Raw genomic sequence first — 20,700 nt, forward strand, 5'->3', positions numbered from 1 at the left:
AGAGAATTTAATCTCTACTTTTTGAATTATTTATTATCTGCTGAAATGTCCACTGGACGAACAACAACTTGGTCAACTAAACCGTAAGCTACAGCTTCTTCAGCTGACATGAAGTTATCTCGTTCAGTATCTTGCTCGATTTTTTCAAGTGGTTGACCTGTTTGAGCAGATAAGATGTTATTTAATTTATCACGAGTTTTTAAAATGTGTTTTGCAGCAATGGCAATTTCAGTGGCTTGTCCTTGTGCTCCACCAAGTGGTTGATGAATCATGACTTCGCTGTTAGGTAAAGCATAGCGTTTACCTTTAGCACCCGCTGAAAGTAAGAAAGCACCCATTGACGCTGCCATCCCAACGCAGATTGTTGATACATCACATTTGATGTAGTTCATTGTATCAAAGATAGCAAATCCTGCTGTAACTGATCCACCAGGACTATTAATATAAAGGTTGATATCTTTATCTGGATCTTCTGCAGCTAAGAATAAAAGTTGAGCAACAACGATGTTTGCTGTATAATCGTTAATTTCACCACTTAACATGATGATACGATCTTTTAATAAGCGAGAATAAATATCATATGCACGCTCACCGTGAGCTGTTTGTTCAATGACTGTCGGTACTAAATAACTACTCATAAGGCACCCCTCTTTTTATAAAAATTTCTATAGCACATTTTACCACAACTGGACAAAAAAATATAGCATTGCGTCGGCCATACTCTATTTTAATGTTGTGAGTGGTAATATATTCATTTTTAAGTAAAAATTCTTAAACATTTTTGTTAAGTATTTGTTATTATAAACGCTTACATTAGTTTATAACTTGATTATCATGGTACAAATTGTTAGAATAAAAATGTAGTAATTTTTCACAATATATTATGTGTGTTAAAATACACGTAATGTGAAAAATGACCAATTTTATAATATCTTAGGAGGAATCTTCACATGGCTGTTAAAGTAGCGATTAATGGATTCGGGCGTATCGGACGCTTAGCTTTACGTTTAATGATCGAAAACAATGACTTCGAAGTAGTTGCAATCAACGACTTAACTGATGCTAAAACATTAGCTCATTTATTCAAATATGATTCAGCTCAAGGACGTTTCAACGGAGAAATCGAAGTTAAAGAAGGTGCTTTCGTTGTTAACGGTAAAGAAATCAAAGTAACTGCTGAGCGTAACCCTGCAGACTTACCTTGGGGAGAATTAGGAGTAGACGTAGTATTAGAATGTACTGGATTCTTCACTTCTCAAGAAAAAGCTGGATTACACTTAGAAGCAGGAGCTAAAAAAGTAGTTATCTCTGCACCAGCTACAGGAGATATCAAAACTGTAGTTTACAATGTAAACCAAGATATCTTAGACGGAACTGAAACAGTTATCTCAGGAGCTTCTTGTACAACTAACTGTTTAGCTCCAATGGCTAAAGTATTAAACGACAAATATGGTGTACAAAAAGGATTCATGACTACAATCCATGCTTACACTAATGACCAAAATACATTAGATGCTCCTCACGGAAAAGGTGACTTACGTCGTGGACGTGCAGCTGCTGCATCAATCGTTCCAAACTCAACAGGAGCTGCTAAAGCTATCGGTTTAGTAATTCCTGAATTAAACGGAAAATTAGACGGTGGAGCTCAACGTGTTCCAGTAATCACTGGTTCATTAACTGAGTTAGTATGTACTTTAAACACTAAAGTAACTGCTGCTGAAATCAACGAAGCAATGAAAGCTGCTGCTAACGAATCATTCGGATACACTGAAGATGAAATCGTTTCAGCTGACGTAATCGGAATTTCTTACGGATCATTATTCGATGCTACTCAAACTAAAGTTATGGAAGTTAACGGAGAGCAATTAGTTAAAGTTGCTGCTTGGTATGACAACGAAATGTCTTACACTAACCAATTAATCCGTACTTTAGGATACTTCGCTTCTTTAATTAAATAATTTTAGTTAAGCGATATTTTTGGAAAGCTATCCCATTTCGGGATAGCTTTTTTTATTATTTTCATTAGAATAGAGTTAGATGGATTTTTCTAAGTTAGAATAAAAAAACTGAAATAGTTCATGTTAAACAAGAGGTGAGCGGTGTGAATGTTGCGATTTTAGCGATTGGTAATGAAGTGCTGTCTGGTAAAACGATTAATACGAATAGTGCTTTTATTGCAAAACAAGTAGAACAGTTAGGTGGAAAAGTAACTCATCAACAAGTAGTTCCTGATCTAGAGGATGAAATTGTTCGAGGGTTAGAGATTGCATATACCTATGCGGATTTAGTGATTACTATTGGTGGATTAGGACCAACGGTAGATGATTTATCACGTGAAGGGGTTGCAAAGTATTTTAAAACAGAACTAGTTTATGATGATGAGATTTATAAAGGTATTTGTGAGTATTTCAGACGTAGCAATAGAGAAATTCCAAATAATAATCATCGTCAAGCTTATAAGTTTAAAGAAGGACTAGTTTTACCCAATAATAATGGAACAGCACCGGGATTATTTTTAAAGCGGGATAATAAATCAGTTTTCTTATTACCTGGACCTCCAGCAGAGCTTGAATTAATGTTTTCAGAGAGTGTAAGACCTTATTTTATTGATCAGATTAAGGAGCGTAAGATTAGTAATAGCTATCGTTTATGTGGAATTGGAGAGTCTTATGCAGAAGAAATGATTTTACACTTATATGAACGTTACCCTCATCTAAATATTGCACCTTATTGTGCTCCTGATAAAGTAGATTATATTGTTTCTACAGTGGATGCTTATGAAGAGGATTTAAGAGCCTTTGATGAAGAGTTTAAAGAAATTATGAAAGATTACTATATTGGAGATCAAAATACAGATCTTGCAACAGAAATTGTGAGCTTGCTGAACGAAAAGCAATTGAAAATAGCAACGGCTGAAAGTTGCAGTGGTGGTCTCCTTTCATCAACTCTTGTGAACGTTTCAGGAGCATCTAGCGTCTTTTTAGAAGGAATCGTGACATATAGTTATGAGTCAAAATTAAATCGTTTAAACATTGATGTGAATCGTTTAATGGAGTTTGGAGCAGTTTCTGAAGAGATTGCACGCGATATGGCATTCAATTTAGAAAAGTTAACGGGTGCTGATATCACAGTTGGTGTAACTGGAATTGCAGGACCAGGTGGTGGAAGTGAGTTAAAACCAGTGGGTCTAGTTTATATCGCGATTAATATATGCGGTCAAATTTTCTTAAAATCATACATTTTTAATGGAAATCGTGAAAAAATAAGACAGCTCACAGTAGCGGAAGCTTTATATTGGCTTCACCATTATATAAAAGCGCTTTAATAGAAGGTAATGTTTGAATTATATGTAAAAAAGCGTTAAAATAATATTGTGAAAAATAATTTAAGGAGGACTCATCACATGAACAAAAAAACTGTTAAAGATGTTGAGTTAAATGGAAAGAAAGTCCTTGTACGTGTAGACTTCAACGTACCAATGAAAGACGGAAAAATTACAAATGACAACCGTATCGTAGCTGCATTACCTACAATCAAATACATCTTAGAAAATGGTGGACGTGCTATTTTATTCTCTCACTTAGGAAAAATCAAATCTGAAGAAGATAAAGCATCTAAATCATTACGTCCAGCTGCTGAGCGTTTAGCTGAGTTATTAGGACAAGACGTTAAATTCATCCCTGAAACTCGTGGAGCTGAATTAGAGGCTGCTATCGCTGAGTTAAAAGATGGAGAAGTTTTAATGTTCGAAAACACTCGTTTCGAAGATTTAGATGGTAAAAAAGAATCTAAAAATGATCCTGAGTTAGGTAAATACTGGGCTTCTTTAGGAGATATCTTCGTAAATGACGCATTCGGTACTGCACACCGTGCTCATGCATCAAACGTTGGAATCTCTGCTAACTTAGAAGCTGTAGCTGGATTCTTATTAGAAAAAGAAATCGAATTTATCGGTGGAGCTGTTGATGCGCCTCAACGTCCAATGGTTGCTATCTTAGGTGGAGCTAAAGTATCTGATAAAATCGGAGTTATCGAAAACTTATTAGATAAAGCTGACAAAGTATTAGTTGGTGGAGGAATGATGTTCACATTCCTTAAAGCTCAAGGTAAAAACATTGGTAAATCTTTATGTGAAGAAGATAAATTAGAATTAGCAAAAGCTTTACTAGAAAAAGGTGGAGACAAATTAGTTTTACCTATCGATACAGTTGCTGCTAAAGAATTCTCTAACGATACTGAGTTCCGCGTAGTTTCAGTTGATGCATTAGCTGATGACGAAATGGGATTAGATGTTGGACCTGCTACTGTTGAGTTATTCTCTAATGTATTAAAAGATGCTAAAACAGTTGTATGGAATGGACCAATGGGTGTATTCGAAATGTCTAACTTCGCTAAAGGAACTATCGGTGTATGTGAAGCTATCGCTAACTTAGAAGGTGCTATCACAATCATCGGTGGTGGAGATTCAGCTGCTGCTGCAATGCAATTAGGATACGCTGACAAATTCTCTCACATCTCAACAGGTGGAGGAGCTTCTTTAGAGTATTTAGAAGGTAAAGAATTACCAGGTGTTGCTTCATTAAGCGATAAATGCTGTGGATGCGGATGCAAATAATTTTTTAAGCTAAACTCAAAGGAATTCACCTTTTTGTGAATTCCTTTTTTCCGACAAGATACATACTAAAATATTTAATAGAGGTGAGTTTCATGAGAAAACCAATCATCGCAGGAAACTGGAAAATGAACAAAAACTATGATGAAGCTGTAGAATTCATCAAAGCTGTAGCAGACAAAGTGCCGAGCTCAGATAAAGTAGAAACTGCTATCTGTGCGCCAGCATTATACTTACGTTCATTAGTTGAACATCAAGGAGAAAACTTACGTATTGGTGCTCAAAATATGCACTTCGAAGCTAACGGTGCATTCACTGGAGAAATCGCTCCAGGTATGTTAAAAGACTTAGGAGTAACTTATGTTATCTTAGGACACAGTGAGCGTCGTGAAATGTTCAACGAAACTGATGAAACAGTTAACAAAAAAACTCATGCAGCATTTGCTAACGGATTAGTTCCAATCGTTTGCTGTGGGGAATCTTTAGAAGAGCGTGAAAATGGAACAACTAACCAAGTAGTTGATTCTCAAATCAAACGTGCTTTAGAAGGATTATCATTAGAGCAAGTTAAAGAAACAGTTATCGCATACGAACCAATCTGGGCTATCGGAACTGGATTAACTGCTACTAACGAGCAAGCTAACGAAACTATCGGATACATCCGTTCAGTTGTAGCTCGCGAACATGGTCAAGAAGCTGCTGATGCTATCCGTATCCAATACGGTGGATCAGTTAAACCTAGCACAGTTGCTGGTTTAATGGCTCAACCAGAAATCGATGGAGCTTTAGTTGGTGGAGCTTCTTTAGATGTTGAATCATTCTTAGGATTATTAGAATTCTAATATTAACTTGATAGATAAAAGTCATCTTCTTTTAGAAGATGGCTTTTTTGATTTCTTGATTTGTTAGTTCGCCCAATTTCTACATAATTAGTTTATAATCGTAAATACTAATTGAAGTAAATTAACAATTATTTGAGGTGATTGGGATGAAGTTGAAGCGACTTTTTTTATTTGGATTATCTGCTATTTGTTTTATAATGACGGTTGCTTTTGGATCTCAAACCGTAAGTGCACAAGAAACAAAGTCAGAAACTCTTTATAAATATATTCAGGCAACACATGATATTCCATATCTACCAGTTAGCTATCAGTATACAGATTGGCGTGAACGAGCGACAAAGTTTAACGAGATGTTATTTAATATGAAGGACTATAATCTGATGTTTCTTGAAAAAGAATCTAAGAATACGGGGCGAGAATCCATTGGGATTGTGAGTTACACAGATGAAGAAAGAAAAGGTGAATATACACAAGCTTTAACCTTAATAGGTGCTTTATTATCAGCAGAGAAGCTTAATAAAGAGAGAATTGGTGAGGAGCAATTAAATAATTTAGTTCAGTTTGTTGAGTCTTACTACAATATTGAAGATGGTGAAGGAACTCTATTGAATTATCAAAATATGGATAGTACGGAGTTGAGTTTTTGGCAACAAATCTATCCTGCCCTAGCTTACTTCATGTTAATGGATCGTTATGAGGCGACTGTAGATTCCGATGCAATGCTTCGAAATATTGCGGATACATGGTATGAAGTCGTGATGGATTTAGGTGGCTCAGATGGAATTGTTGATTTTGGATATACGGGATATGACTTTAAAAATAAATGTCCTTTTGATAACGGTGAATGGATAGAACCGGATGCTGCAGCAGGAATTGCTTTACTTCAATATTATGCATTTGAGAAGTTTAATGATCGAAAGTATATTAAAGCAGCAACGCTGTGTATGAATTATATGGACGAATTCCAACGAAATCCTGGCTATGAACTGCTTTATTTATATCTTCCATATTTATCAGCACGTTTGAATTCAGTTGAAGAATATCATTTTAATACCGCGAAATATATGGAATTTTTCTTCACTGAAAGTGACTATCGCCATGAATATGGAACATTTAATGGAGATTTTGCAACAGGATTAATCGGGGAGCGTACACAGTATGGAGGAACACCATATTCGTTTCAAAGTATTGTCGGAGCAACAGCCTTAGTACCTATGTTAAAGTATGATCAACGCTACGCTGTTGAAGTTGGTCGTTACTTATTACAAGTGACTCAAAATCTAAACCTTTTTTATGATGTAGATGATCCCGTTTACGGTAATTTAATTCCGATGGAAAAAGTACAAAAAGATAATGAAACAGCCAATCAAAGATTATCTGTTTTAAGTGGTGCTTATTTAGGGCTATTAGCTGCGATGATTGAACCGACAAATGTAGAAGGAATTTTAAAGACCGATTTAAATACAAATGAGTATTATGTCGATAAGGAAAAACAAAATCCACTATTTTTATTATTTAACCCTCATGATGAAGAAAAGGTCGTTAATTACCGAGTTACAACTGACGGAACTGTTGATTTATATGATTTAGTCAGTCATACATTTATTGAACAAAATGTAACGAAAGAAACAGAGATTCAAATTAAGTCAACTGAAGCAGTTATTGTGCTTGAAATTCCAGTAGACGAAGGAGATAATCAGTACAAAATTGATCGTAAAGTCGAACATAGTGTCACTGCTAATGTGCCTGTAGCAACAAATATTGTGGGAATCTCACAGTACGAACCGATTTCTGATAATTATCCAATTGATTTAGAAATTAAATCAACGGATGATGCAGCTGTTTCGGATATTACGATTTATATTGATGGTCGACCTGTCTTTAAAAATGTGACTTATACACAACCTTATGTAGTTAAAGTCGATGAATTAGTTAATGGTTATCATTTACTTGAAGCAGAGGTAACAACGAATACAGGTGTTAAAGATTATTCATATGCTCGAATCTTTATTCAGAAAGAGGAAAATCCCTATTTAATTAATGCTCATGCTCACGATCTTGCAAATTGGACATCTTATAAAGAGGGGTCTATTCAATTACGTGAGGAATATAAAGAGGTTGTAATTGGTCGTAAAAGTAATGGTGGTGCAATTAGCGAACCATTTGAGATTGACTTTAGCCAAGTCCCAATGCTAGATTTACAAGTTGAAGGATTCACAGGAACATGGTCATTGATTTTGAAAGATGTATCCACAGATCAAGAGTTTTATTTGTTAAAGGATAGTACTGAATCTGGACATATTATTACAAGTATGAGCTACGCTTTAAATAAATTAAATTCAGGAAGGTTTAGTTTATTAGGGAAACATGAGGTGCAGTTAGCGATTGTTGCAGATAGCGATGATTCAGATGTTACAGTTAATAGTATTCGTATTTTTAATCAGGGATTACAACCTCTTAAAGAACGTGAATGGAAATCATCATTTACGACTCAAAAAATTACACATTGGCAATCACGACTTAATGCGCTAGCAAAAATTAATTATTATCAAGGAACAGCTAATGTGCTTAATTTAAATCCTAATGGTAACGGAGGAATGCAGACGAGCTACTTTGAAGTTGATTTAAGCAAAAAACCTCAGTTCAAAATTAAGGTCGAAGAAGCCGATCAATTATGGTCATTGCTTGTTTATGTTGAAAGTCGTGATCGAGGTTATTATTTACAATATCCAACAAATAAGACAGGTACATTTACTTACGATATTAATAAAGCTTTAGAGAAGGCATTATCAAAAGAAGAATTAGAAAGTAAGTTAAATCTTCAGTTTTGGATTATCTCAAATGGTGAGTATGGTTCTGAAGTGAAGATTGATTATTTACGGTTAGAGTATTCAAAAAATTGGATCGAGCTAATTGCGATTGGTACAATAGCTATCCTCAGTGTCATAGCCATCTGTGTTAATCTTAATAAAAATTCTTAAGAAGTAGGAAGGATTCTTGAATTGATTTCAGGGGTCCTTTTTTTATTATGTTAAATGCTAGTTGTGATTTTAGTAGTAAAAATTTTTTATGTAGTATTACTTTAAACTTTATTTATGATAGGTATTTAGGAACATGATTCCCTATGTACTAATAATTTTGGATAAATTTTGTAGAGGTTTATCGAGTGGACTCTGTTAGGTATAAAATTATGGTAAAATAATAGAGGGGGTGGAGCCTTAATGATTATTAAAACTGAGATTATTGATTCATTTTTAGAACATGGAAATTTAGATGCAGTAAAGGAACATTGGATTTATCATACAATTGTACCTGGACAATATACATTTGAAGAACCATCATATGTGAATAAAGAGCTATTAGTTCATTTATATGAGACTATTCAAAATAGATTATATAATTTCAAACCATTAAATGAAGCATTATGGCACCAAGTATTTGGTGATATGCAAATTCCAGATACAACTGCAATTTATTTAATTGCTGGATCACCGAAACCTTATGATGGGGTGGTCAGGGAAGATCAGTCTGGAATGCGTTGCATTATTTTAGATTTAGTTCGTTTATGTACGTATGCTGACAGTTTAGAGGAACTTGATTTCATTGCAGCTGATTTTCTAACGCATGAGCTTTCACATGTCTTAATGAGCCAAAGATATCCATACTCTAAGCATTTACCAAAGGTTAATGTTTTAAAACAACTTGTCTTTGATGAAGGAATTGCGCATTTCCTATCATATAAAGAGGATGTGTTATCATTAGATTGGCATACAGACAAAATGAACAATAGACGTGAGTCAGTGTATCAAAAATTACGTTATTACTTAACACAAGAATATGCCTTAACTCCTGAAGCATTCTCGAAAGCAAATACAGGTTCATTCTGGGACAAGTATGCCTCGATTTCAGGAATGTTCGCTGTAATTTCATATTGTGAACAAGGCGGAAAACTTGAAGAATTACTCGATAAAGGACCTAATGCTTTACTAGAAATCATAGAAAAAGGTATCTGATAATAAATTCAGATACCTTTTTTATGTCAGACTTCCATGATAATTGGGAAGATACTTGGACGACGTTTTGTTTTTTCATACAAGTAACGTTCGAGTGCTTTTTTAATACGGTTTTTCATCACGAGAATTTCATTTGTTTCATTTTCAAGAAGCATTTCAATTTCGGTTTGAGTAATTTGTTTGACTTCGTTCATTAAATCTTCTGATTCTTTAACATAAACAAATCCACGTGTTACAATATAAGGCTCACTGACTAATGTTTTTGATTCTTTATCAATTGTGGCGACAACGATTAACATTCCACCTTCGGCAAGCATTCGGCGGTCGCGTAAGACAACATTTCCAACATCTCCAACACCGATTCCATCAACGAAGATAGCTCCTGTGCGAACACGCCCATTAACTTCAGCACTGTGAGGTGTTAGCTCAAGAACTTGACCTGTGGATAAGACAACAATGTTGTCTTTCGGAATTCCAACCTTTTCAGCAAGGTTTTTATGATGAACAAGATGTCGGTATTCTCCGTGAACGGGCATAAAGAATTTCGGATGGGTTAGTCTAAGTATTAGTTTGAGCTCTTCTTGGCAGGCATGACCTGATACGTGAACAGCTTCTAAATCTTTATAGATGACGTTACATCCTTTACGATAGAGCTCATTGATGACACGTCCAATTAATTTGTCATTTCCCGGAATTGGTGAAGCTGAAATAATAAATAGGTCATTTGGTTTTAACTTAATGTGGCGATGATTAGAGAAAGCAATACGTGCTAAAGCGCCCATTGGTTCACCTTGACTACCTGTCACAATTAACGTTAATTCATCATCTGCTACACTATTGATATTATGGATATTAACAAGTTGGTCATCATCGATATGAAGATAGCCCAGTTCAGTCGCGACTTTAGAGATATTTTCCATGCTACGTCCACTAAAAGCGACTTTACGGTTATATCGTTTAGATGCATCAATGATTTGTTGCATACGATGAATATTTGATGCAAACGTGGCGACAATAATACGACCTGTGGCATGTTCAAAGAGTTTTGTAAAAGTCTCACTGATTGCACGTTCGGACATCGTATAGCCTTTACGCTCAACGTTTGTACTATCTGACATCAGAAGAAGAATTCCTTCTTTAGCAAGTTCAGAGATACGTTCAAAATCCATCGGCTCATTATCAATTGGAGTTAAGTCAACTTTGAAATCCCCAGTATGGAAGATGATTCCGACAGGGGTATGAATGGCTAGTGAACAAGAATCTGCGATACTATGGGTGTTACGAATAAATTCCACTTCTAAATGATTAAACTTAGCACTTTCACGAGGTTTAATGATATTTAGTGAGGTTGTAGCTAGTAAGCCGTGCTCTTTGAGTTTATTTTCAATCAAACCAATGGTTAGTCGTGTTCCATAGATGGGGATATTGACTTGTTTTAAGATGAAGGGAATAGCTCCAATATGATCTTCATGACCATGTGTAATGAAGATTCCCTTAAGTTTCGATTCATTTTCAATAAGGTATGAGATATCTGGAATGATTAAATCAACTCCATACATATCTTCATCAGGAAAGGCTATTCCGCAATCAATGACAATGAGTTCGTCATCATATTCAATGGCAGTCATATTTTTACCAATCTCACCAAGACCACCAAGTGGGATGACTTTAAGTTTTTGAGTTTCTTCCAATTTTAACACCTTCTTTAATTTGAGTTGCTACTATTAGTATGATTGCATTCGGAAATCGTATACCAAACTGAAGATATGGCATAAGTATGGTGAAAAATGTATTTTAAGAGGTGATAGTATGAAAGTGGAGTTAACACATTTTTGAGTTAGAAAAGGGATGAGAATCAAGACAAGGAGTAGATGAAACTTTTGAATCTAAGAATGGATGAGGGATTAGAGACAATAGAAAGTTAAAAATGTATACTGAAAATATCTTTGGAGGAGTCGAAGGGGATAGGATGTATTTATATTGCTTCTCCAGACAAGAGGAGAAGGTTGGATAGAAGTAAGAGAGTGTGATCACGAGATCCATGTTCAATTTTAGAAAGAGTGTATTGATGAAACGTATAAGGATATGGATATGACTTCATTGGTCACGATGATTGTGAAGCGGGTAATTGACTGATTTTAAATCAAATAAAAAAGTCATCTCTTCAGAGATGACTTTTAGTTAGACTGTTAATTCAACGACGTATTTATATTTATCTGAGCGGTAATATGTTGTTGTGTATTCGATATTACGATTATATTGGTCTTGGCTAATACGAGTGCGTTTTAGTACTGCATCGTTTAATGAAATTTCTAGTGCTTGGCTAATTAAGTCATCAGCAAGCATGGCCTCGATATATTCTTCAGCATGAGAAATTTGAATGTTTTGTGCCGATAGTAATTGATAAAGTGATCCATATAATTCAGCATCGAATGGTAAATTTAAAAATCCTGGAATATAAGAGATGGAGAACATAATAATATCGTTATTAACCATACGAATACGGCTTAATCGTAAAACTTGTTCACTCGGATCAATATTTAATGCAGCAGCAACTGTTTCATCTGGTGTGACTAATGAAATATTAATTTGCTTATTTTTTAATACTAATCCTTGTTCTTGCATTTTTTGAGTAAAACTTTTTACTGTTGATAATTTATCAGCAATTGCATTTGATAGTACGACGGTTCCTTTTCCGCGTCCGCGTTCTTTTCTTAAAAGACCTTCGTTAACTAATTCATTAACAGCTTGACGAATCGTCATACGGCTTACCCCAAACATATCCTCTAATTCATTCTCTGATGGAATTGTACTTCCGACAGCATATTCATTATTGATAATCTTGTGTTTTAAGATATCTTTAATTTGTAAGTACAATGGTTTAGAATCTTTTGAACGATCAAGTACCATGTTATCTCCTCCTATTTTTGTAAAAACGGTATCATTTAATAATATCATAATGTTTTTAGTGTTATTTATCAATAATTTAAATAACTTAAAATTAAAACAGATGGATGTTTCTCTATGTTATATCACTTGATTGAAGTATTACTAAATGAATCTACTTAATATAATTTATTATTAAAAGTATGAGCTAATTTGCTTACTTTTTAATCATGCTACTAGGTAAATAAATCGTAATCATGGAGATTAGGATAAGAAATAACCTACTAACTTCATTTTAGCTGGTTAGGATAAATTAATCTAATCATTTACTGTATAACCTAACTTTAAATCTAATTATATATTGCTTCAAAGAAAAAAAGATAAGCACTGTTAATTTTTCATACTTGAATAATGGAAGTAATAAAAAAAGGTAGTCACTCAATCAAATGAGCTCCTACCTTTAATTTACCATATGAAAGTACTTTCATTGTACAAAAATGTTCAAATTCATAAATTATCCAATTATTATGTCTGCTTTTGGATAACGAACTTTAGCTGGATGAGCATTTGCACGGAAGATCATTAAGAAAGTAATGATTCCAATACGTCCGATGAACATAGTGGCGATAAGGACAATTTTAGCAAATACCGTTAAGCTACCTGTGATTCCCATTGATAATCCTGTTGTACCGAAGGCTGAGCAGACTTCGAAGAAGATTTCCATTAATGAGAATGAATCACTTGCACAGATAAGAAGTGTCGAGAGACAAACAATTAAAGTAGCAACAATATAAATCATGAATGATTTATAAACGGTCTGTGTCTCAATTTCTCTTCCATATATATTAACATATTGTTTTCCGCGAGCAAATGATAAAATAGCTAAAACCATTAAAGCGAATGTTGTGGTACGAATTCCCCCACCTGATGAGTTTGGAGAAGAACCGATAAACATTAAACCACAGAACATTGTTAAAGTAGCAGTTGAGAAAGCATTCATATCAAACGTTGCAAATCCAGCATTACGAGTACTTAATGAATTGAATGTCGCATAGAAGAATCCTTCAATAAGCCCCTTATCTGCCAAGAAATGATTGTATTCAAAAATGTAGAATCCGATAATTCCAACAATCCATAAAATAATGGTTGTAATCATTGTTAGTTTAGTATAAATTGAGAATTTAAATCGTTGCTTTGTTTTTTTACAGTTGAAGTATTTTTGAATATCTAGAATAACTGGGAATCCCATTGCGCCAAAGAACATTAAAAACATAAGTAAAGTTTGAACAAAATAATCATTTTGGAAAGGAATTAATGACGCTCCTGTAATGTCAAATCCTGAGTTCGTAATCGATGAAACAGTTGTGAAGAATCCTTCAAGCATGGCTATCCAGTAAACGGGGTAATATCCTGCAAAGTAAAAGTAATTTCCGAGTATAAGCATAAAGATAAATTCAATCACTAAGAATGAGATTAAAACCGATTTAACGAGTTTGACAACACCACTTAGATTGATTTGATTTTGATCAGTCATGATAAGTGCTCGTTCCCGAGTTGAAATTTTATGACCAGCTAATAACCAAATAGCTGTTGAAATCATCATAAGTCCAAGTCCTCCAATTTGGAGATTTAATGCAAGAATTAAGATTCCTGGAAGACTAAATGTTTCAACTGTAGAGATAGGTGATAATCCAGTATTGCTAAGTCCACTCGTTGAAACGAAGAGGGCATCGAGAAAGGATATTGACGCTCCTTCTTGAAGACTAAATGGTAGCCAAAGTAAGATGGCAAACCCGACCGTGAATAAGAAATAGTATCCAGCAATTAAACGTGTCGGGGTGGAATGAAGTAGATTTCTAATCTTTTTAAAGATAAACATGGTTGCACTCCCTTTAATAGTTGAAAAGCATAACGAGATATTAATTTATTCAAACATGATTATATCATTAATAAATTTAAAGATGTGTAAAATTTAACAATTATTGCGGTTTAAAACGTTATTATCCATATAAGAAATTGTCATTTTTGCCCATCGTAAAAAATTTAAGGTTTATATCAGCCTGTATGAAGGACGTTGGATAATTTTAAGTCTATTGTGTTTAATGAAGAGCATTAATCTATCTAAATTACTTCTTTGATAATATAATAGTAAGTCGGATGATTTGGTAAGTAAACGACGATTAGATAGTGAAGTTCATCTGTTGGTTTTAAAGTTTCATCTAAATAAATCGGTTCAACAACGGCATATTTGAACATATCCGGTAAGTTAATTTGGTGATGTTTAAGTAAATCAATCATTTTTTCCGATTTTTCAGCTAGACGATTAACAATTTGACGACGTTCTTGTTTGTTTAGACGATCTTCCCACCAAATTTTTGGTTTGATTTTACTTTGTGCTAAATAATCAAGTTTCATGTATGAAAGAACGGTTTGTAACTCTTCGTAAGAGATACTTTCTAAGTAATCGTATAATCGTATAAATAAATCACTTAGTTGATATTTAATCCAAGAATATCGATTTTCCCAATAGGCTCCAAATTGTTGCATGAATGCAAAAGGCGAAGCCTTAAATGGTCCATCTACTAAGTAAGCTATTGTATAATCCATGCGATGTGCATTCCAGTATCGCTCTAAAATTTCTTCTGCTAAATGTATGTTATGGACGTCTTCTTCTGATAATGCATTATTTCGTTTCATTTCATATGGAGCGAATTCATCATATTCATATCCAAATTCATTGGCCTGTTTACGAAGCCCTGTTCCACGTAACATTTTTAAGAAACCAAGTTGTAATTCTTCTGGACGTAAGTCGAAAACATCGTTAAATGATTGTTCGAAACGATCGTAAGGCTCTTCTGGTAATCCGGCGATTAAATCGAGGTGAAGAATAATCTTTTCACCTTCTTTAATACGTAAAATATTTGTTGTCAGTTTATCGAAGTTTTGGCGACGTTTAACTAATTGGTTCGTGAGTTCATAAGTAGATTGAATTCCAATTTCAAAACGGAATAATCCAGCAGGAGCATGCTCATTTAAATAGTCAATTAATTCAGTTGGCATGATATCAGCCGTTATTTCGAATTGGAATTGTGTTCCTGGTAAATGCTCTTCGATGATAAAATTAAACATCTCTAGTGCATATTTTTTATTAATATTGAAGGTACGATCTAAGAATTTGAATGTTTTTGCGCCATTTTTCATTAAATAACGGATTTCATCTTTGACTTTTTCCATATCAAAATAACGAACTTTGTTATCCACAGAAGCTAAACAATATTGACATGAGTAAGGACATCCACGAGACGTTTCAATATATTGAATACGATTTGGTAAGTGTGGGATATCTTCTTCAAAATAAAATGGTGATAATATTTCTTTCGGATCAAGAATTGGTGCAGCTGGGTTTTGCACAGGCTCATTTGTCACCAGATTACGATAGACAATTCCTCGTACCTCTGACACCTCACGTCTTCCGTGTAAAGCTTCCATTAATTCTTTAAATGAGAGCTCACCTTCACCATAAATAATGTAATCAATTGGGCTTCTTGAGAACCAAACATCGAAATCATAAGAAACTTCCGGACCTCCCATGAAGATAGTTAACGTGGGATCTTTTTCTTTTAAAAGCTTAATTAATTGTAACGTTTTTTCTACGTTCCAAATATAAACACTGAATCCAATGATTTTTGGTTTACGTGATAATAAATCTTCAAGAATATTTTCGAGTGTATCTTTCAGTGTATATTCTCTTAGTGTGATATCGAATTCTGGAGCATTTGCTTTTAAATAACGAATGGCTAAGTTAGTATGAATATATTTTGAATTTAGCGTAGTTAATATAATGGACATTATGTAACACCTCATCTTTTTATCCTTTTCATTTTAGCATAAACGAACTTTAGAAACCTATATCTTTTTATAGCCTTTTAAAATGGAGCGGTAGACAAGAATGAAATGATCATTGAAAAATAAAATATTTATGGTTATAAAAGGTATAAAATTCCTTTTTATGTTAATACTGAATCTAGAATGTCTTTAGATGAGGTAGGTGAGATGATGTTAATTTCTATTCAAAACGTATGCAAAAACTATCGAGCAGGTGATATTGAAACAGCTGCTTTAAAAGATATCAATTTAGAAGTTAATAAAGGGGAGTTTGTGGTTGTATTAGGTCCTTCGGGTTCAGGGAAATCAACACTTCTTCATGTTAGTGGAGGTCTTGATGATGTGAATGATGGGACGATTATTGTTAATGGAGAAGAGATTACAAAGATGAAAGGCTCTCAACTAACAAATTTTCGACGAAAAGAATTAGGGTTTATTTTTCAACAGTATAATCTTATGCCAAATATGACTGTGTTTGAGAATGTAGAAGTAGGAGCCCGTTTAAGTCATCATCCATTAGATGTTGAAAAGGTGTTACAAGAAGTGATGCTTGATGATTTATTTAGTCAGTTTCCGTATCAATTATCGGGGGGACAGCAGCAACGGGTGGCAATTGCACGAGCGATTGCTAAAAATCCATCGATTTTATTTTGTGATGAGCCAACTGGGGCATTAGATGAGGAAACAGGTAAAACAGTGCTTGAAGTATTACAGCGTATTAATGAAGAGTTTCAGACGACTATCTTTTTAATTACTCATAATTTAGGAATTGCAGATATGGCAGATAAAGTGGTCCGCATGAAGTCAGGTGAGATTGTTGAAGTTAGACATAATACTCATAAAAAGCGTGCCTCTGAAGTGAGTTGGGCTTAATGTTATCAAAGAATCTATTACGAACTATTCGTCAGAAACCTTTTCAATTCTTATCTATTGTTGCCTTAATTATGATGGCCTCTTTTATTTATGTCGCTTTACAGGGATCAATCTCATCAGTTAGTTATTTCTTAACTGACTATACTCAGAAAATGAATCAGGAAGATTTCTTTGTTGTCTTATCTGCTCCAACAACTAACGATATTAAAGAGATGATTTCAAGGAAGGGGATTAGTGTCTCTGCTTTAGCTGATCACTCCAAAAGTCAGTTAATGAAAGAATATGAATATACGTTAATTGATTATTATGATGATCAATTAGAGATTTTAAGTAATGAGTTTGATGTGACCTTTGAAGGTCGATTTTATCGTGATGTGATAACAGAGGTCAATGGACAAACGTATGATTATCGTGTCATTAAGCAGACTGATTCAGTTAATCTAACGTATATATTAGATGGAGAGTTGCCAATCAAAAACGACGAAGTAGCTATTTTTAAAACGTATGCGGATGCTAATGAATTAAGTATTGGTGATTCAATCTTATTAAATGATAAATCATTTGTCATTTCAGCTTTTGTTGCCGTTCCAGATTATATTTATCCGATTTTTAATTATGACAATCCTTTGTATGAGCCAGCCCGTGAGACGATTGCGATTGTGACAGAAACAGCTTATGAAGCCTTTAATGAAAAGCAATGGGTCTTATATAGTGGTTATTTCAATCATGATGTAGATGACTTAGAATCTGTTGTCTCTCAAATTTCAGATACTCAAGGAGTGTCGTATGCGATGAGCAAAGATATTAATGTTAGAATTAGTACCGTTAATGCTCATTTAAGTAGTAATCAATTATTATCAATGACCTTTACAGGATTATTATTGATGATGTCTGTCATTGTCATTGTGCTAGTCATGAAAAAGAGAATTAATGCAGAACGTGTTCAAATTGGTGTTTTAAAAGCCATAGGATATAGTTCATTTCAGATTGCAGTCAGTTATGTCACCTATCCGCTCCTTGCTACCATCATTGGTAGTTTAATCGGTTTCTTTTTGGGGATAGGTGTAGCAGCTATGTTGACCAATACTTATATGACAAGTTATATTGTTCCATTGATTCGCTTTTATTTTAAGAAAGAGTTAGTGTTAGGCGGTATTATCTATCCGATGATTGTTGTTGGATTTGCAAGTTTTGTAATCTTATTAGTTTTACTTAAAGATGAACCATTGAAGTTAATGAGAGAAAGTAGTTACTTGAAAATTTCAACAGTTTCTAAATGGTTAATGAAGTTTTTAAAGCCATTTGATTTTGAAACAAGATTTAAATATTCATTGGCTTTTAGGAATATTGGAAAAATTCTTTCATTGTTTAGTATTGTGCTAGTAGCAAGTAGTTTCCTTGTTTTTTCCTCAATCGCTTTTAAATCAGTAGAGAATATTGTGGATAAGGCATTTAAAAACGTTAATTACAGTTATCAAATTAAGTACAACAAGTTAATTAACAAACCATTTACTGAGACAGAAACTCCATTTTTAGAATATATGGTAGAACCGATTTTAGATGAAAAAAATACAGCTTTCTGTTTGTATGGTATTGATCCTTATAACTTTATCAATCCGCTTTATAATGCAGCGGGTGAAGAAATTACCTCTTTGGCCAAAGATGGTGTCATTATTAACGAGTTTATTGCTCGTGCCTATTCATTACAAATAGGTGATGAACTGTCTCTTCAAGTTAAAGGAAAGGTGCTCAGTTATCCGGTGGTTGGGATTGTTAATCACTACAATGGTCCGATGCTCTATACAAGTCTTAATGGGTTAATTAGAAGTCTAGATCTTGAAGCGGGTGTTTATAATGGAAAATGGAGTAATGATCGACCGGATAGTGATAAAAATCTTTCTTATATTTTTTCCATCGATGATCTAGCGAGAAATATAGAAGTTGGAATGGACATGATTCAAGTCTCGTTAATGATTATGGTAGTTGTTGCTGTTATTTTGGGTAGTATTATGATGATATTGATTACAACCTTTATTATTGATGAAAATCAGAAACAGATTTCGATTCTTAAAGTGATGGGATACCGTGAGAATGAGATTTCGAAAATGGTGTTAACGATCTATTTCCCCTTTGTGATGATAGCTTATTTATTGAGTATTCCCCTAACTAGAGCAGGAGTCGATTATATTATGACGCTGATTGCTTCCGAACTTCCAATGGCAATTCCAACGGATTTTACAATGGCTCAAACTATTATTGGAGGACTTACGGTTATGATGACTTACTTGATTGCCATGAAGTGTTCAAAAGTTCAGCTTGATAAAATTTCATTACATGAGGTTTTAAAGTATTAGTTTGTATTTCATATTCAAAATCTATATGTTTTGTGATATTCTAAAGACAACCGATGTCATAAAAGAAAGGGGGCTTGTAATTCAAATGGAAAAAGTGTTATTTGACCAAGATACGATTACACGTTCATTAAAAAGGATTGCTCATGAAATTTTAGAGAAAAATGATAATTTAAATGATGTTGTTATTATTGGAATCAAGACGCGTGGTTCATATTTAGCTGAACGTCTTGTTCGTTTAATTGAAGTATTTGAAGGTGTTACTGTTCCGTTAGGAGAGTTAGATATTACAAAATATCGCGATGATATTACTCGTGAAATGAAAGAAGTTATTGTAAACCAGAGTACAGTACCGATGACATTAAACGGGAAGACTGTTATTTTGGTTGATGATGTTTTATATACAGGGCGTACTGTACGTGCCGCTTTAGAAGCAGTACTTGAGTATGGCCGTCCCAAAAACATTCAATTAGCCACGTTAATTGATCGTGGTCATCGTGAATTACCAATTCGCGCGGATTATGTTGGAAAGAACATTCCAACGTCTCAAAAAGAAGTTGTTAACGTTTATTTAACAGAATTAGATAAACAAGATGCTGTTGTTTTATCTAAAGAATAATTAAAAAGGTGCCATAAGGCACCTTTTAATGTATAGTCTATTGAATAAAAAGATTTAAAATACAATATAATGATGTAGAGTAATTTAATAAATTATTGATTTATCGAGTATAAAGGAGGAATCATTGATGCCAGAACTATCCCCTAAGATTGTCGGTCTTATGTCTACTAAATTAGATGATGGGTTAGGTATGTTTGAGTTTTTAATTGGTAGTAATGAGGAAGTATTACTTTCTTATAAATCAGTTCGAGATCGATTAATTGTAACGAATAAGAAATTATTAATTATTGATGTTCAAGGTGTAACTGGTCGTAAGAAAGAGTACATGGTTTTACCTTATTCTAAGTTAACTGGTTTTTCTTGTGAAAGTGCAGGAACCTTTGACATGGATGCGGAACTAAAAGTATGGGCATCTGCTATTAATCAGGTTGAGTTTCAGTTTTTAAAAGGGACTGATATTCGACCACTTGCAAAAGTATTAAACGAACAATTGTGTGGTTGATAATACCACTAGCATTTTAGTGAATAGACGAGTATAATACTTATTAAGATGAAATTATAGAAGGGGTTTAAAAACTATAATTTCACCAATTAAACGTGTAACTATTCAGCCTAGTAT

The 20,700-nt window shown here is 33.9% G+C and carries 15 protein-coding genes; 10 read left to right on the forward strand and 5 right to left on the reverse strand.

Annotated features, from left to right (window positions below; genetic code table 11):
- Positions 1 to 26 precede the first annotated feature (26 nt).
- Complete coding sequence (clpP, locus tag NEH75_RS09470) at positions 27 to 638, reverse strand: ATP-dependent Clp endopeptidase proteolytic subunit ClpP (protein WP_055243359.1); 612 nt, start codon at positions 636 to 638, stop codon at positions 27 to 29.
- Between the two features lie 312 nt (positions 639 to 950).
- On the opposite strand from clpP, the gene gap reads away from it, so the two are divergent.
- The 6 genes from gap (at position 951) to NEH75_RS09500 (ending at position 9,467) form a co-directional block, all read left to right on the forward strand.
- Positions 951 to 1,958 (forward strand): type I glyceraldehyde-3-phosphate dehydrogenase, encoded by a 1,008-nt coding sequence (gene gap, locus NEH75_RS09475; RefSeq protein WP_055243360.1) that lies wholly within the window; start codon positions 951 to 953, stop codon positions 1,956 to 1,958.
- Positions 1,959 to 2,101: 143 nt separating this feature from the next.
- On the forward strand, positions 2,102 to 3,325 hold the full coding sequence (locus tag NEH75_RS09480; RefSeq protein ID WP_055305361.1) for a competence/damage-inducible protein A: 1,224 nt from the start codon (positions 2,102 to 2,104) through the stop codon (positions 3,323 to 3,325).
- Positions 3,326 to 3,403: 78 nt separating this feature from the next.
- The gene (locus NEH75_RS09485) at positions 3,404 to 4,615 is read left to right on the forward strand and encodes a phosphoglycerate kinase (protein WP_055243362.1); all 1,212 of its coding nucleotides are present in this window, start codon (positions 3,404 to 3,406) and stop codon (positions 4,613 to 4,615) included.
- Positions 4,616 to 4,707: 92 nt separating this feature from the next.
- Complete coding sequence (gene tpiA, locus NEH75_RS09490; RefSeq protein ID WP_055243363.1) at positions 4,708 to 5,454, forward strand: triose-phosphate isomerase; 747 nt, start codon at positions 4,708 to 4,710, stop codon at positions 5,452 to 5,454.
- Between the two features lie 146 nt (positions 5,455 to 5,600).
- Positions 5,601 to 8,435 (forward strand): hypothetical protein, encoded by a 2,835-nt coding sequence (locus NEH75_RS09495; protein ID WP_262948805.1) that lies wholly within the window; start codon positions 5,601 to 5,603, stop codon positions 8,433 to 8,435.
- Positions 8,436 to 8,675: 240 nt separating this feature from the next.
- Entirely contained in the window at positions 8,676 to 9,467 is a 792-nt protein-coding gene (locus NEH75_RS09500; protein WP_055243365.1) for a hypothetical protein, read from the forward strand.
- Positions 9,468 to 9,493: 26 nt separating this feature from the next.
- Here NEH75_RS09500 and NEH75_RS09505 read toward each other — a convergent pair whose 3' ends face one another.
- The 4 genes from NEH75_RS09505 to NEH75_RS09520 all read right to left on the reverse strand — a co-directional run bounded on the left by NEH75_RS09505 (position 9,494) and on the right by NEH75_RS09520 (position 16,202).
- On the reverse strand, positions 9,494 to 11,167 hold the full coding sequence (locus NEH75_RS09505) for a ribonuclease J (RefSeq protein ID WP_256656463.1): 1,674 nt from the start codon (positions 11,165 to 11,167) through the stop codon (positions 9,494 to 9,496).
- A gap of 481 nt (positions 11,168 to 11,648) precedes the next feature.
- Complete coding sequence (locus NEH75_RS09510) at positions 11,649 to 12,377, reverse strand: GntR family transcriptional regulator (protein WP_055243367.1); 729 nt, start codon at positions 12,375 to 12,377, stop codon at positions 11,649 to 11,651.
- Positions 12,378 to 12,867: 490 nt separating this feature from the next.
- Positions 12,868 to 14,232, reverse strand: coding sequence for a TrkH family potassium uptake protein (locus tag NEH75_RS09515; protein ID WP_055305364.1), 1,365 nt, complete (start codon positions 14,230 to 14,232; stop codon positions 12,868 to 12,870).
- A gap of 242 nt (positions 14,233 to 14,474) precedes the next feature.
- Positions 14,475 to 16,202, reverse strand: coding sequence for a B12-binding domain-containing radical SAM protein (locus NEH75_RS09520; RefSeq protein WP_055305365.1), 1,728 nt, complete (start codon positions 16,200 to 16,202; stop codon positions 14,475 to 14,477).
- A gap of 204 nt (positions 16,203 to 16,406) precedes the next feature.
- Between NEH75_RS09520 and NEH75_RS09525 the strand changes: the two genes are divergently transcribed.
- The 4 genes from NEH75_RS09525 (at position 16,407) to NEH75_RS09540 (ending at position 20,583) form a co-directional block, all read left to right on the forward strand.
- On the forward strand, positions 16,407 to 17,111 hold the full coding sequence (locus tag NEH75_RS09525; RefSeq protein ID WP_370456856.1) for an ABC transporter ATP-binding protein: 705 nt from the start codon (positions 16,407 to 16,409) through the stop codon (positions 17,109 to 17,111).
- Positions 17,111 to 19,465, forward strand: coding sequence for an ABC transporter permease (locus tag NEH75_RS09530; RefSeq protein WP_262948806.1), 2,355 nt, complete (start codon positions 17,111 to 17,113; stop codon positions 19,463 to 19,465). Before NEH75_RS09525 ends, NEH75_RS09530 begins: the two co-directional genes overlap by 1 nt.
- Before the next feature lie 85 nt (positions 19,466 to 19,550).
- Complete coding sequence (pyrR, locus tag NEH75_RS09535; protein ID WP_055243372.1) at positions 19,551 to 20,081, forward strand: bifunctional pyr operon transcriptional regulator/uracil phosphoribosyltransferase PyrR; 531 nt, start codon at positions 19,551 to 19,553, stop codon at positions 20,079 to 20,081.
- 127 nt (positions 20,082 to 20,208) lie between these two features.
- Entirely contained in the window at positions 20,209 to 20,583 is a 375-nt protein-coding gene (locus NEH75_RS09540) for a PH domain-containing protein (protein WP_055243373.1), read from the forward strand.
- Positions 20,584 to 20,700 lie beyond the last annotated feature (117 nt).

Origin of the sequence: Turicibacter sp. T129 (assembly GCF_025594975.1) — a bacterium.
In the GTDB taxonomy this organism is placed as follows: domain Bacteria; phylum Bacillota_I; class Bacilli_A; order MOL361; family Turicibacteraceae; genus Turicibacter; species Turicibacter bilis.